Source organism: Tsukamurella pulmonis, assembly GCF_900103175.1.
In the GTDB taxonomy this organism is placed as follows: Bacteria; Actinomycetota; Actinomycetes; order Mycobacteriales; family Mycobacteriaceae; genus Tsukamurella; species Tsukamurella pulmonis.
On sequence record NZ_FNLF01000002.1, the window covers coordinates 339,461 to 354,331 of the forward strand.

Annotated in this window: 8 protein-coding genes; 5 read left to right on the forward strand and 3 right to left on the reverse strand. The window is 71.5% G+C overall.

The genetic code is table 11. The features are described 5' to 3' along the window. Nucleotides 1–12: 12 nt before the first annotated feature. The 5 genes from BLQ62_RS24065 (at nucleotide 13) to BLQ62_RS01970 (ending at nucleotide 4,792) form a co-directional block, all read left to right on the forward strand. Nucleotides 13–315 carry a rhodanese-like domain-containing protein gene (locus BLQ62_RS24065; RefSeq protein ID WP_279386765.1) on the forward strand — a complete coding sequence of 101 codons (303 nt, stop codon included), beginning with the start codon at nucleotides 13–15 and terminating at the stop codon, nucleotides 313–315. Between the two features lie 51 nt (nucleotides 316–366). Continuing rightward, nucleotides 367–648 (forward strand): putative quinol monooxygenase, encoded by a 282-nt coding sequence (locus BLQ62_RS01955; RefSeq protein WP_068565076.1) that lies wholly within the window; start codon nucleotides 367–369, stop codon nucleotides 646–648. Nucleotides 649–712: 64 nt separating this feature from the next. Beyond that, nucleotides 713–1,393 (forward strand): TIGR00266 family protein, encoded by a 681-nt coding sequence (locus tag BLQ62_RS01960; protein WP_068537209.1) that lies wholly within the window; start codon nucleotides 713–715, stop codon nucleotides 1,391–1,393. 122 nt (nucleotides 1,394–1,515) lie between these two features. Next, nucleotides 1,516–3,288 carry a BCCT family transporter gene (locus tag BLQ62_RS01965; RefSeq protein ID WP_068565073.1) on the forward strand — a complete coding sequence of 591 codons (1,773 nt, stop codon included), beginning with the start codon at nucleotides 1,516–1,518 and terminating at the stop codon, nucleotides 3,286–3,288. 10 nt (nucleotides 3,289–3,298) lie between these two features. Beyond that, nucleotides 3,299–4,792: a carboxylesterase/lipase family protein gene (locus tag BLQ62_RS01970; protein ID WP_068565072.1), complete on the forward strand. Its 1,494-nt coding sequence runs from the start codon at nucleotides 3,299–3,301 to the stop codon at nucleotides 4,790–4,792. Between the two features lie 28 nt (nucleotides 4,793–4,820). On the opposite strand, the gene BLQ62_RS01975 is transcribed toward BLQ62_RS01970, so the two are convergent. The 3 genes from BLQ62_RS01975 to BLQ62_RS01985 all read right to left on the reverse strand — a co-directional run bounded on the left by BLQ62_RS01975 (nucleotide 4,821) and on the right by BLQ62_RS01985 (nucleotide 14,833). After that, nucleotides 4,821–8,057 (reverse strand): arabinosyltransferase domain-containing protein, encoded by a 3,237-nt coding sequence (locus BLQ62_RS01975; RefSeq protein WP_068565069.1) that lies wholly within the window; start codon nucleotides 8,055–8,057, stop codon nucleotides 4,821–4,823. Between the two features lie 9 nt (nucleotides 8,058–8,066). Continuing rightward, nucleotides 8,067–11,471 (reverse strand): arabinosyltransferase domain-containing protein, encoded by a 3,405-nt coding sequence (locus BLQ62_RS01980; protein WP_082756352.1) that lies wholly within the window; start codon nucleotides 11,469–11,471, stop codon nucleotides 8,067–8,069. A gap of 110 nt (nucleotides 11,472–11,581) precedes the next feature. Then, nucleotides 11,582–14,833 carry an arabinosyltransferase domain-containing protein gene (locus tag BLQ62_RS01985; RefSeq protein WP_068565068.1) on the reverse strand — a complete coding sequence of 1,084 codons (3,252 nt, stop codon included), beginning with the start codon at nucleotides 14,831–14,833 and terminating at the stop codon, nucleotides 11,582–11,584. Nucleotides 14,834–14,871 lie beyond the last annotated feature (38 nt).

Sequence of the window (14,871 nt, forward strand, 5' to 3'; positions counted from 1 at the left end):
GAGGCCGTCGACCTGGCCGCCGAGCTCGAGGCGGGCGCGATCCTCGTCGACACCCGCCCGGCGGCGCAGCGCGCCGAGGAGGGGGAGATCGACGGTGCCCTCGTGATCGAGCGCAACGTGCTCGAGTGGCGGCTGGATCCCACCTCGGACGCCCGCGTCCCCGAGGCCACCGGCTGGGACGTGCGCTGGATCGTCATGTGCTCGGAGGGCTACTCCAGCTCGCTGGCCGCCGCGGCCCTGCGGGACATCGGTCTGCACCGCGCGGCGGATCTCGCCGGCGGCTACCGCGCCGTCGCGGCGGATCGGGTGCGCTGAACCCGTTCGGCGCGCTAGCATCCGGGCGAAACCCGCCCGTGAGGAGAGATCGTGACCGTACTCGTATCCGCCGCCGTCAAGCCCACCACGGAGGGACGCGACGCGGTGCGCGCGGCGATCCGGGCCGCGCTCCCGCTCGTCCGGCAGGAACCGGGCTGCATCTCCTACAACGCTGCGGAGACCGAGACCGAGTTCTTCTTCACCGAGGAGTGGGAGAGCCCGGAGGCGCTGCGCGAGCACGCCGCGGGCCCGGCCTTCACGGAGATGATGCAGACCGTCGGCGCGCTGCTGGTGGAGCCGTTGGAACTGCGTACCGGCGCCCCGCTGGACTGACGCGGCGGTGCCCGGCCCGTCGCGCCACGCGTCGCAGGCCGTCCGGATTCGCTAGATTGACGGCATGCAGGTACAGCTCCGTCACAATCCGTCGTTCACCATGGCCCGGTGCCAGCTGGCCCCGAACGAGCCGATGACCGTCGAGTCCGGTGCGATGGTCGCCCATTCGGCGGGGATGAACCTGCAGTCGCAGGCGCAGGGCGGCATCATGCAGGGGCTCAAGCGCAGCCTGCTCTCCGGCGAGTCCTTCTTCGTCTCCACGTTCACCGCGCCCCAGCAGGGCGGCTGGGTGGACATCGCCGGCACCCTCCCCGGCGACATCGCCGTGCTGCAGATCCAGCCGGACCGGCCCTACTACGTGACCCGGGGCGGCTGGCTCGCCAGCTCGCACGGCGTGCAGACCACGACCCAGTTCGGCGGCGCGCGCACCTTCTTCGGCGGCGAGGGCGCGTTCGGCCTGCAGGCCGCCGGCCAGGGCGAGGTCCTGGTGGCCTGCTACGGCGCGATCGACGTGATCGACCTGCATCCGGGTGAGCAGGTGGTGATCGACACCGGCCACGTGGTGGCCTACGACCTGAACATGCAGTTCACCATGCGGCGCGCCGTTCAGGGGAAGTGGATCCAGTCCATGAAGTCCGGCGAGGGAATGGTCTTCGAATTCACCGGCCCGGGCCGAGTGCTGCTGCAGTCCCGTAATCCGCGCGGGCTCGAGGGGTGGGTGCGATCGGTCGCTCCGTCGGCCTGAGTGGCCGAACCGTCATCCGGCGGCGAAGCCCCAGGTCGGGCAGTCTAGTTCGGCTCCCCGGGCACGGGGTCAGTTCGCCCGAGATTTGACCGGCGCTATGGCCACTGTGATCTAGTGGCATCATGGCTACTGTAACTAATAAGGCAGGAGACCATCGCCGGACGACCGATTGGGTCGTTTTCGGTGTGACGGCCGCTGCGGTTCTGGCGTTCGTCCTCTGGGGTTTCCTGGATTCGGACGGGTTGAAGCAAACGACCTCCGACGTCCTCAATTGGATCATCACTGATTTGGGTTGGCTGTTCCTGATTTCAGCCAGCTTCTTCGTTCTGTTCGCAGTCTTTCTGGCCTTCTCCCGTTTCGGCCGCATCCCGCTGGGACGCGACGGGGAGCGCCCCGAGTTCAAGACCGTCTCCTGGATCGCGATGATGTTCAGCGCGGGCATGGGCATCGGCCTGATGTTCTTCGGCGCCGCGGAGCCGATCTACCACTTCGTGGGCGCGCCCCCCGGCATGGACGCCCACGACGTGGCGGTCGCCATGGCGACCACCATGTTCCACTGGGGATTCCATCCGTGGGCGATCTACGCCGTGGTCGGCCTGGCCATCGCCTACAGCACCTACCGCTGCGGGCGCAGCCAGCTGATCAGCTCGGTGTTCGCGCCGATCTTCAACCGCACCGGCGGGCACGGCGTGGGCGGCCGGATCATCGACATCCTGGCCATCTTCGCCACGCTCTTCGGCACCACCGCCTCGCTGGGCCTCGGCGCGGCGCAGGTCGGTGCGGGCCTGGAGCGGCTCGGCTGGGCCGAGGACGGCTCGAGCAAGCTGCTGCTCGTCGCCATCATCGCGCTCCTGACGCTGGCCTTCGTGGCGTCCGCGGTGTCGGGCGTGGCCAAGGGCATCCAGTGGCTGTCGAACACCAACATGGTGCTCGCCCTGGTGCTCGCGGTCTTCGTCTTCGTGGTCGGCCCGACCGTGTTCATCCTGAACCTGCTGCCCACGTCGATGGGCGCGTACGCGGCGGACTTCATGGACATGTCGGCCCGCTCGGCCGCCAACGAGCCGGAGGCGGGCAAGTGGCTCGCCTCGTGGACCATCTTCTACTGGGCGTGGTGGGTCAGCTGGACCCCGTTCGTCGGCCTGTTCCTCGCGAAGATCTCCCGCGGCCGCACCATCCGCGAGTTCGTCATCGGCGTGATGGCGGTGCCCACCCTGGTGTCGCTGGTGTGGTTCGCCGTCTTCGGCGGCACGGCGATCAACCAGGAGCAGGCGGGCCTCGGCATCAGCAAGGCCGAGAACGAGGAGGTCATGCTCTTCGACGTCCTCGGCAACCTGCCCTGGCCCACGATCACCGCGTTCCTGGTGGTGCTCCTCGTCGGCATCTTCTTCGTCTCCGGTGCGGACTCCGCGTCCATCGTGATGGGCACGCTCTCGCAGCGAGGCGCGGAGGAGCCGAACCGGTTGATCACCATCTTCTGGGGTGTGCTCACCGGTACCGTTGCGGCCCTGCTGCTCTGGGTGAGCGGCGACGACGCGTTGACGGGCATCAAACAGATGGCGATCATCGCGGCGGCCCCCTTCCTCGTGGTGATGGTCGGCATGTGCGCGGGCCTGATGATGGACCTGTGGCACGACCCGCTCATCGTGGCGGAGCGCGCACACCGCGAGGAGCTCGGCGAGCGCATGCGGTGGCACGCCAACACGCTCGCGGTGACCGACGACAGCACCGACGTGCTGCCGTCGGAGGACCTGCCCGTCTACTCGGACGGCGAGGTCCCGGAGGATCTGTACCACCCGCCGCACACCGGCGAGCTGGTCACGATCGAGGTCTACGATGCCGATCACTCCGGTCCGATCGAGGTCGATATCGAGACCAAGAGCGACGACTCCCGGTAGACAAGGGGGTATGACCTCCTCTGTCACCGTCGAGACCCGTTCCGGCCGCGTCCGCGGCACCGTCGAGCAGGGAGTGGCACGCTTCCTGGGCCTGCCCTACGCAGCCCCGCTCGACGGTGCCGGGTGGCTCCTGCCGGCCTCCCCGCCCGCGCCGTGGGCGGGGGAGCGGGACGCCTCCGCCTTCGGCCCGACGGTGCCCAAGCCGGGCTACCAGGGCCCCGTCGCCGAGATCCTCACGGCCGAGCCGGACTTCCCGGGGGCGGAGTGCCTTAACCTCAACGTGTGGGCGCCGGAGGGCGCTGAGCGGCTACCGGTGTTCGTCTGGATCCACGGCGGGGCCTTCCGCAACGGCAGCGGCCGCAGCGGCTACTACGACGGCGCCGCCTTCGCCCGCGACGGCGTCGTGTGCGTCACGATCAACTACCGCCTCGGCGCGCTGGGCTTCCTCGATACCGGCGACGCGCACACCAACCTCGGTCTGCGCGACCAGATCATGGCCCTGCAGTGGGTCCGCGAGAACATCGCCGCGTTCGGCGGGGATCCGTCCCGCGTCACCGTCGCCGGCGAGTCCGCCGGGGCGATGAGCGTCGGCTCGCTGCTCGGATCACCCCTGGCGCAGGGCCTGTTCGCGCAGGCCGTGCTGCAGAGCGGCGCCGGGCACCACGCCCTGAGCCGCGAGACCGCGCAGAAGGTCACCCGCGCCCTCGCCGAGCGGCTCGGGATCGAGCCCGTCCGCGCGGCCTTCGCCGCCGTGCCGCCCGCCGCGCTGATCGACGCGACCACCGCGCTGGACGCCGAGATCCAGGCGAACCCCGACCCGACCGTCTGGGGTGAGCTCACGCGCAACGTGATGATCTTCGAGCCCGTGATCGACGGCGACGTGCTGCCCACGCTCCCGATCGACGCGATCCGGGGCGGTGCGGGCGCCGACGTCCGGGTCCTGGTGGGCGCCAACGCCGATGAGGCGCGCTTCTTCGTCGTTCCCGGCGGCCTGATCGACCTGCTGCCCGAGGAGGCGCTCGCACCCACCGCCGCGAAGTACGGACTGCCCGACCCTGCGGCCGCGGTCGCCGCCTACCGCGCGGCCGAGCCCGGAGCATCGCCCGGGGACCTGTTCTGCCGCATCATGGCCGACTGGTTCTTCGGCATCCCCGCAGTGCGGATCGCCGAGGCGCGCGAGCACGCGCCCGCCACGACCCACTTCTACCGCTTCGACGAGCCGTCCACGGCCCTCGGGGGCCGCCTCGGGGCCTGCCACGCCGTCGAGCTGGCCTTCGCGTTCGACAACCTGCACGCCGACGGCGTCACGAATCTGACCGGCCCCGCGCCCTCGCAGGCCGTCGCCGACGAGACGCACGGCGCCTGGGTGCGATTCGCGCGCGGCGAGGACCCGGGCTGGGCGCCCTACCTCCCCGCCCGCACCGTGCGGGTGTTCGGCGGGGAGGGCGGCACCGTCGTCGATCCCGCGCCGGAGCTCCGCGCCCTGTGGGACGGAGTGCGCTAGCGCGGACCGGCCGGTGCGCCGTCGCCGATCAGTACGGCGCGGAGCGCATCGGTCCCGGTGTGTACCAGCCGCTCCGCGTCGTGGTGCCGAGCTCGAGCTGCGCGGGCTCGGCCGCGGTCCACGGCGTGTACTTCGTCAGCGTGCCCCAGTCCATCGCCCACTTGCCCTTGAGGTAGGTGGGGACGATCTGCTCGTGGTACATCGCGTCCGTCACGCCCAGCGGGCCACCGGTCTTCCACCCCTGCCACGTGTTCGACGTGTTGATCGTCGCGAGGTAGTCGGGCGAGATCCGGTACTCGGGGCGCTCGAAGACGCCGTTCACGGCGCGCACCTGGTGCTGGCACGGGAACGCGAAGGCCACCATGAAGTCCAGCGCCACGACGGTGTCGCGGCCCAGGAACTCCTGCAGCGTCTTCATCGGCGTCATCCGGGGCGGTGTCACCACGACGGGGTCCGGCGAGGGCACCCGGTCGTCGATCACCACGCGCACGGTGTTCGCCCCGCGCGGCAGGTCGGCGGTCGGGAAGCGCAGGTTGCGCCAGTTGTTGTTGGTCCACGCGTCCAGCGGCGCGAGCCGACCGAGTGGCTGCACCGCACCGTTCGCGGACCGGTGCCCGGCCTCGAGGAACAGCGTGCGGCCCTCGCGCGGAACGCCGTTCAGTCCGGTCGCCGCGACGGGCCCGGCCACCGACAGGGTCACGAGCGGGGTGGACTCGTCGATCGCGCCGAGCGTGTACCAGTCGGTGGTGAGGTTCGCCAGGCCCGACGCGCCGGCCGAGCCGAGCACCGGGGTGGTGGCGGGGTTCAGGCCGAAGGGCAGCGGCACGCCGTCGGTCTTCGGATCGGGATTTCGCTTGCCGCCCACGGTCTCCGGCTGATCGACGTTGGTCACGTCGGTGTTGTGGCCGGGGTTCGACTTGAGCGTCGAGAGCCAGCCGGGAACCCCCGTCGGGGTGAAGCCCGTGGACGTGCCGGCGAGCGCCTGCGCGGCTGTGGGCACGGAGCCGTCGGGCCGCGGTGCCGGACGCAGCTGACCGGCGTTCGGATCGGTCTCCATCAGCACGTAGTCCGCCATCGAGCACGTATCACCTTGCAGCGCACGTACGTTCGACGCGGTCCAGGAGAAGCTGCCGCGCTGGGCGTACGCGCCCTTGGCCATCGTGGTGATGTCGAAGAGCACCATCAGCATGGTGACGATCGCCAGCGTCGGGAGGGTGCGCGAGCCCCTCGTGGTGGGCTCGGGCGCGTAGTCGCGGCGGTAGTGCAGCCACAGCCCGTACAGCGCCGTCACGATGGACGCGAAGAACAGGACCCAGGAGACCTGCAGCCCCAGGATCTGCGGCGGCATGGTGTTCCACGGGATGCCGTAGGTGCCCACCCAGTAGTAGCCGACGCGCGCCGCGAAGGAGATGCCGGCGATGAACAGGATCGCGGCCGCGAAGAACACGCGATTGCGTTTCGAGCGCATCATCGGCGCCATCGTGAGTGTGGCCGCCACCGCGGCGATGCCCGCCGCGTAGCCCGCGAACAGCCCCAGGTGGTGCGTCCACTTGGTCGGGGTGAAGGCCAGCAGCACGATGGTGGCGAAGAAGACCGCCATCAGGCGCCACACCGGGCCCGACGAGATGCCGGCGGGCCGCTTGCGCCGGAGCATGAACACGAGCACCGTCAGCAGGCACAGGAAGGCGGTCAGCACGCCGATGCGGCGCACCGCCGAGCCGTCCTCGGTCTCGAGCATCAGGTAGTAGTAGCGGACGCTCTCCTCGTACCAGTCCAGGGTGGGGCCGGTGATGCCCTTGACGGTGATCGCCTCCCGCAGGCTCGCCGCCGTGGGCGTGAAGAAGGCGTAGAACAGGTACGCCATGCCCGAGGCGAGGATCGGTGCGATCAGCGGCAGCAGCCCGTCCCGTTTACGGCGCTTGACGATGCGGGTGATGATCTGGCGCGACGCGGCGAGCAGTGCCGCCACCGCGATGAGGCCGCCGGGCGCGGCGCCCACGCAGAGCGCGGCGCACGGCACCGCGATGGCCACCGGCAGCAGCCGCCCCGTGGCGATGGCGCGCTCGACCGAGACCCAGGTCAGCAGGGAGAAGAAGACCACGGCCGGCTCGGGGCGCAGGCCGTTGTTGAGCGGCAGCCAGATCAGCAGGAAGCCGCCCGCGCCCGCCCACAGCGCCGCGGGGTTGTTGCGCACCGCGCGCCCCAGCCGGGGGATCATCTCGCGCGAGATGATCAGCCATGTCAGCAGGCCGAGCACCAGGCCGGGCAGGCGCATCGCGGGCGCCGCCGTGGTGACGTGCGAGATCGCGGTGAACAGGTAGTCGTTCCAGCCGACGGGGTTCTCCGGCACGCCGAAGCTGCGGAAGTAGTTGATCAGGTAGCCGCTGTGCTTCGCCTGCGTGGCCATCGTGATCTGGTAGCCGTCGTCGGACGTGTTCGGTCCGATCAGCCACCAGATCCCGAGCACGCCGATCACGGTGAAATCGACCGGGCGCGGGCGCAGCCAGCCCTGCGGCATGAACCGGATGTGCCCGCGGCCGTCGCGCATGTCCACGAAGCCGAGGGCGACCAGGGCGAGGATCGTCGAGGCGATGCCGACGATGATCGCGATCAGCTTGATCGTCGACGGGGAGGTGTTGAACCGGGTGTCCACCTGGGTCTGCACGTCGATGCCGTCGATCGGGGTCGACGCGGGCAGGTCCGTGTAGAAGCCGGTCACCTGCGGGCGCAGGTTCGGGTCGTCGACCGAGTTCGAGAGCTGGTTGGAGGTCTCGGCGCCGGGAGGCATGCCGGTGAACTCGGCGGTGGTGTTCTCCGGGGTGGAGACGAAGCGGATCGCGCAGCCCGGTGCGTTGCGCGCCACGTCGGCGCGGTCGGCCGTCGCGAGCGGAACGTCGCGATCGGCGACGATGACGTTCTTCGCGTCCGCCCGGATCACCAGGCCCTGCAGGCCCGGACGCGGACCGTCCTCGGGCAGGGTGCGCAGCAGCGTCCCGCCGGCGGCGGGCAGCTGGTCAACGAGTGAACAGGGCAGCGTCACGTCGAGGCGGATCGGCGTGTACGACACCAGGGGCGCGTCGACGTTGCTCACGCGCCCGTTCTGCGGCCAGTGCACCGCGGTGGTGGTCTCCTTCACCGGTAGGAACGGTGTGAGGATCGCCAGGACGAAGCCGAGCAGGCCGGCGACGGCGGCCACGATCCGCCACTTCCCGTAGCGCTGCTCCGGCGGCACCGTCGCGGATGCGGTCGAGTTCTCGCTGGTCATCTCGGCTTCCTAGTTCTTCACGGTCTGGTCGGTCAGCGCGCGGATCGGTCCCTGGCGCCACCACCCCGACCGTGTCTGGACACCGACCGTCAGTTCCGCCGCGGGGGCGTCCTCGGCCAGCGGCGTGTACTTCTGCAGCTCGCCCCAGTCCCGGGTGAGGTCCCCGGCCATGTACGTGGGGATCGTCGTCGTGCGCAGCAGGGTGTCGGGCACCGTCAGCAGGCCGCCGGCCTCCCGGGCCTGCCACGTGCCCGAGGTCGACAGCGCGTCCTTGCGGGTGGGCAGGATGCGCCACTTCGGCAGCTCGTAGGTGCCGTTGCGGATGGCCAGGGGGCGCTGGCACGGGAACTGCTGGCCCACCAGCAGGTCGAGCAGCACCGGATCGGTCTCGCCCACGACCTCCTGCAGGGTGCGCAGCCGGGGCACGCGCGGCGGCGTCACGCCCACCCACTGCTGATCGCCGAGGTTCGGGTCGCGCACGTGGATCCGCACGACGTTGGCGGTCGGCGGGATCGCCTCCATCGGCACCCGCAGGTTGCGCCAGGGCTTGTTCGGCCCGGGATCGATCGGGTCGATCGCGCCGCGGGCGCCGATCGTGCCGTCGGCGCGCCGCTCGGCCCACTCCAGGGTCACGGGCTGGCCGTACTCCTTCTTCCCTGTCGGGCCGACCGAGGAGATCGCGCCGGAGGCCGCGAAGGACACCAGGGGACGGTCCGCCGAGCGGGCCGGCAGCGAGTACCAGTCGCTGAACAGCTCGGCCGGCACCGTGTTCTGGCCGTACGAGCCCACCACGGGCGTGCGGGCCGGGTCGAGCCCGAAGGGCAGGGCCGCGGTGCTGCCGTTGACGGTGCGCGGGCCGGTCCCGCCGCCGGTGCCGGCGGTGGCCGCCGTGGACGTGAACGGCGAGGTGATGGGCGAGGCCATGTTGATCTGGCCCGGTGCCGAGCTGATCGCCAGCGGCTTGAGCTCGTTCGGGACACCGGTCGGCAGGAAGCCCCGCGATCCGGGCCCGACCAGCGCCTGCGCGGTCGGCCGTCCCTCGGCCGAGGTCAGCATGTCGGCGTTGGGATCGGTCTCCACCAGGACCTTGCTCGCCATCCCGCAACTGTCGCCGCGCAGCGCGTCGAGGTTGCCCTTGGCCACGGTGTAGGTCGACGGGTTCGAGACGTACGCCTTGGCGAAGATCGCGCCCTCGCCGAGCACCAGCATTCCCAGGACCAGCACCAGGGGGAGCGAGGCCAGCTGGAGCCGGCGTCGGCTGCGCAGCGCCTGGTCGCGATCGGCCCGGGTGTGGGTCGCCAGTGCGCTATCGGCCAGCGCGGCCTCGTCGACGGTGCCGTCCTCGACCAGGCCGCCCTCGCCGCGGCCGCGGAAATCGAGCCGGAAGTGCTGCCACGCCGCCAGCGCGCCCGCCAGGCCGGCGAGCACGAGGAAGGCCTTGCTGAAGGTGATCCCCGCGACTTCGGGCTGGCGGTCGAACCACGGCACGCCCCACAGGTACGGCCACGACCACAGGTTGAACCCGGCGAAGGCCGCGGCCAGCGCGAACAGCATCCCGGTGAGGAAGAAGGTGAAGTTGCGGACGGACGTGCGCGCGGCCTCGACCACGGCCACCGTCGCCACGGCCGCGAGCGCGGCGGCGAAGCCGGCGTAGACGCCGAAGTGCACCGTCCACTTGGTGGGCGTGAGCGTGAGCAGCGCGGCGGTGATGAACACGGCGCCGACCAGCCGCCACACGGGGCCCGGCGCGATCCGGGGGATCCGGCGCGCCCGCAGCATCACGAACAGCCCCACGAACAGGCACATCACGAACAGGTAGACCGGTACGCGGCGCACCAGCGAGCCGTCGGTGGTCTCGTTGGTGAGGAAGAAGAAGCGCAGGTACTCCTGCGTCCACGGCGCGGCCGGGCCCACCTCGTAGCGGATCCGGATCGCCTCCGCCACCGACGCCAGCGACTGGTCGCGGAAGGCGATGGGCACGATGACCGCGGCGGCGGCGAGGACGGGCACGACGAGGGCGGCCAGGCCCGCCTCGCGCCGTCGGGCGACGAGCACGCGCAGGACCGCGGCCGACGAGGCCAGCAGCAGCGCCACGGCCACGACGCCCTGCGGGGCGAGGCCCAGCGTCAGGCCCGTGGCCAGCGCCGCGATCGCGGCGGGCAGTGCCCGGTGCGTGGCGACGGCCCGCTCGACCGCGACCCAGGTGACCATCGTGCCGAGCACGATGATCGGCTCGGAGCGCAGGCCCGACGCCAGCGGGAACCAGAACGCGAGCAGCATCGCGCCCGCGGCCCACACGGCCAGCGGGTAGCGGCGCACGCCCGGACCGAGGCGCGGCAGCAGCACGCGGCTGAGCAGCAGCCACACCACGACGCCCGCGGCCAGCATGGGCAGCCGCATCCAGATCGCGTTCGCGCTGATCGAGCCCCAGTGCGAGAGGAACGTGTAGTACCAGTCGAACGGTGCCTCGGGCGCGCCGAAGAAGCGGTAGTAGTTCGCCGTGTAGCCGGCCTCGGGGGCCACCTTGCCCATCGACAGGATGTAGCCGTCGTCGGAGCTGCCCGCGCCGAGCACCGTCCACAGGCCGAGGCCGCCCAGCACCGCCACGTCGACGAGGCGGGGGCGCAGCATCCGGCCGAGGGTGCGGTGCGGGGGGCGCCGGTGGTGGCCGAAGGCGCGGTCCAGCAACCACAGCGCGACGAGCGAGGCGAGGACGCAGAGGAGGCCGATGGTGATGGCGGCCGCCTTGAGCGGGGAGGCGGAGAGCTCGAACCGGGTGTCCAGATCGGCGTGCAGGCGCATCCCGGGCCCCGCGGCGGTGACGTCGGCCGCGGTCAGCGAGGTGTAGACGCCGCCCATGACCGGCCGGCTCTCCGTGGCGATGGTGCCCGCGACGTCGGTGCCCTCGAAGCGGGCGCCGACCTCGGCCGGATTCGACCACAGCCGCAGTTGCGAGCAGCCGCGGAGGCGGTCGAGCGATGCCGCGGCGATGACGGTGTTCCGGGAGGAGACGGTCACGGACTGGCCGGGGCCGGGCGCGCCGACCACGACGTTCATGCCCAGTTCCCGGGCGCTGCTCGAGCCGACCGGCAGGGTGGAGAGCACCGTGCCGCCGGTCGTCGCCGCGCGGTTAATCGCGGCGCACGGCACCGTCGCGGTGAGGTCGGCGGGCGCCTGCGTGACCAGGGAGGCCGAGACCTCCGCGCTCTCGGCCCCGGGCCGCAGCTGCGGCCAATCGAGTGAGGCGGTCGACTGCTGGACGGGGAGCAGCGGGGTCAGCAGGCACAGCAGCAGGCCGACGGCGCCGGCGACGACCGCGACGAGGCGGGCGACGGTGACGCCGCGCGGGGCATCGCCGGCGGCGGGCCGCTGCGGCGCGGGCTCCTGCTCGGAGCTGGACGTAGGCACGGACACGGATGCTCATGGTATGCGAATGCGCTGCGAGAACCGATTCGCCGTCCGGGCCGGAGCCGATCGCTTAACGGATTCTCAGTCCGCGCGATGCCGCAGGTCAGGAAAGCCGCTCAGGAATCGGTCCGATCCTTGCGGATCGGCGCCTCGACGTGGGTGCCCCACACGGTGCGGGTGCCGAGTGTGAGATCGGCCGCACGCGCCTGCGAGTACGGCACCAGGCGCATCACCTCGCCGAAGTCCTGGCCCAGATCGCCCTGGAGGTAGCCGGGGATCTTCTCCTGCTGCAGCAGCATCTGCGTCCAACCCAGCGGGCCGCCGCCCAGGGTCCCCTCCCACTCGGTGGTCACCGGCGAGAGGTTCTGATCGGGGGTGATTCGCCACTGCGGCACCTCGGCGACGCCGTTGCTGTGACTGAACGGGCGCTGGCACGGGAAGGCCAGGCCGGAGGTCCAGTCCAGCAGCACCGGCTCGGTGGAACCGATCAGCTCCTGCGCCGTGACCAGCTTCGACACCCGCGGCGGGGTGACGGCCAGCCAGTGGTCGATCGCCAGGTCGTCGTCCACCGCGACGACCCGGACGGCCGTGGCATCGGCGGGCAGGTCGGTGCGCGGCAGGCGCAGGTTGCGCCACGCGGGCTTCGGGCCGATGTCGATGAACGAGTGCTTGCCGGCGACCTTCGGCTCGGCGCCGGGGGCGGGCGCGTCCGTCGAGTACTCGAGGTAGAGCTCGTCCTCGGTGAACTTGCCGGCCGCCGAGAGCGTGATGAGCGAGCGGTCCGCGGCCTTCGCGGGTAGCGGGTACCACTTCGAGACGACCTGCGCCTTGGACTGCGCCTCCTGCGAGTACGAGCCCAGGACCGGGGTGCGCGCCGGATCCAGCCCGTAGGGCAGGCGCATGTGCGAGCCGTTGATCCCGGCGGTCGACGTGCGGCCTGACGTGGTGTCCTGCGGCAGGCGCGCCATCGCGTCCAGCGAGGTGCTGGAGTCGTCGGTGTTCGAGCTGGTGGTGGCGTTGATGATCGTCGGCACCCCGTCGGGCGAGACCCCGGCGGTGCCCGGACCGGCCAGACCGTCGCGGATGTTCCCGTCGAGTGGGAGCAACAGGCCCGAGGTGGGATCCGGCTCGGTGAGCACGTAGTCGGCGAGGTTGCACGGGTCGCCGCCGAGTGCGCGCAGGTTGGCCTTGCCGTTCGAGAACGAGGAGAACTGGGTGATGCCGGTGGTCGCCGCCATCGAGCCGACGCACAGCACCACGACCGCCCACGCGGCCCACGTGATCGACGACTGCCTGCCGAACAGATCGACGATCCGCTTCGCGCGGGGCGGCACCGGGGCGGGATCGGGTTCGTGGAAATGCAGCCAGCCGGCCACGAGCAGGGCGATGCCCGCTCCGGCGAAGAACACCGAGCCGAGCGCCAGGACCGTCGACTCGCCCCAGGGGACGCCGTAGTTGCTGGCGTACCACCAGCCGTTCGGGCCGCTGAAGGACAGGCCCAGCACCAGCAGCACCACGGACGCGCTGAGCGCGCGGTTGCGGGCGCTGCGCAGCGCGGCGGGCGCGATGGCGATGGCCGCGAGCGCGGCGAGCGCGCCGCCGAGCCCGGCGAAGGCGCCGAACTGGTGGGTCCACTTGGTCGGGGTGAACATCAGCAGGATCAGGGCGCCGAGCGTGACGGCCGCCAGGCGTCGGCCGGGGCCGAGGCTCGCGCCGGGGATCCGGCCCTTGCGCAGGAGCACGGCGCCCGTGAGTAGCAGGCAGGCGATGATGATGATGACCGCGAACCGTCGGGCCACGCCGCCGTCGGCCGTGAACGTGAACAGGGCCGAGTAGCGGTCGATCTCGTTGTACCACTTCTTGGTGTCGACGACGGTGCCCACATCGGACTGCATGAGCGTCTTCGCGACGAAGGCCGACGCCGTGAGCTTGGAGAAGATGATCGGCACCAGCAGCACGCCCGCGGCCAGCACCGGCGCGACGTACGCGGCGACGGTCAGCCGGAAGCCGGCCGGGCTCGTCCGGGCCCGGGCGAGGATGCGGCGCCCCACGGGCCGGATCCCGGCGAGCAGCGCGGCGACCGTCATGATCCCCGTCGGGCCGGCGGCCACCGTCCACCCCGCGAAGACGGCGGCGGCCGCGAACGGCAGTACCCGCCCCGTCGCGATCGCGCGCTCCACCGAGCACCAGGTGAGCAGCGCGCCCAGCGCGATCACGGGCTCGGGGCGCAGGCCGTTGTTGAAGGCGAACCAGAACACCAGGAAGACGCCGGCGGCCGCCCACAGCGCGAACCGCGAGCGCGCGGCGCGGCCGAGCCGGGGCACCACCTCGCGGCTGATGATGAGCCAGGTCGCGATGCCGCACAGGAGCGCGGGCAGCCGCACCCACGGACTGGCCGTGGAGAAGTGCGAGAGCCAGGCGAAGGCCTGGTAGTACCAGCCGAACGGGGTCTCGGGCGCGCCGTACCAGCGGTAGTAGTTCGCGGTGTAGCCCGCGGCCTCCGCCGTGCGCGCCATGGTGAGGATGTAGCCGTCGTCGGAGGTGTTCGCGCCGATGAAATGCCAGGCCACGAGCAGGGCGATGACGGTGCTGTCGAGCTTGCTGGGGCGCCACCAGCCCGCGGGCAGGATCCGACGGTGCCGGCGGCCGTCCGCGGCGGCGTCGAGACGGTGCAGCGTCAGCAGGCTGGTGAGGATGAGAGCGATCGCCAGCACGATCACGACCCACCGCGCGGCGGCCGGAACGGTGGTGTAGCGGGTGTCGACATCCGCACGGAACTGAATTCGTGTGCTGTCCGTGACGGCGCCGTGCAGATCTGTGAAGACGCCGACGGTCTGCGGCCGGTAGTCGAAGCCGTTGTCCTTGCCGCCGGCCAGCGGCGCACCGTCGGGCGAGGTCACGCCCGTGACCTCGGCGTGCACGGTCTTCGAGTCGCCGGAGAAGACGATCGCGCCGCACCCCGGCGCGCGCAGCGCCGCGGTGTCCACCACGAGCAGCGGCGTGTTGCGCACCACCACCTCGAGCATGCGTCGCTGGTCGGGCTGGGTGCTCACGCCGATCGTCATGCCACGTCGCACGGTGTCGGGCGAGTCGACGGGGCCGGTCGCGACGAGTGTTCCCACGCCGCCGGGCAGCGCGTCGACGGCGGCGCAGGGGATCGAGACGTCGATCCGGTCGGGTACGTAGGAGAGCAGCGGAGCGGTGACCGCCTCGAGGGAGCCGCGCTGCGGCCAGTCGAGCGCCGCGGTGGTCTGCTTGACGGGCATGAACGGCGTGAGCAGCGCGAACAGCACCCCGAGCACGCCGGTCAGTGCGGCGGTCCGGGCCGTGGTGCGGGCTGCGCGGGCAGCGGCGGACGGTTCGGGCACCCCGCGAGTCTAGACGTCGCGACCTGCTCGAATCCGTT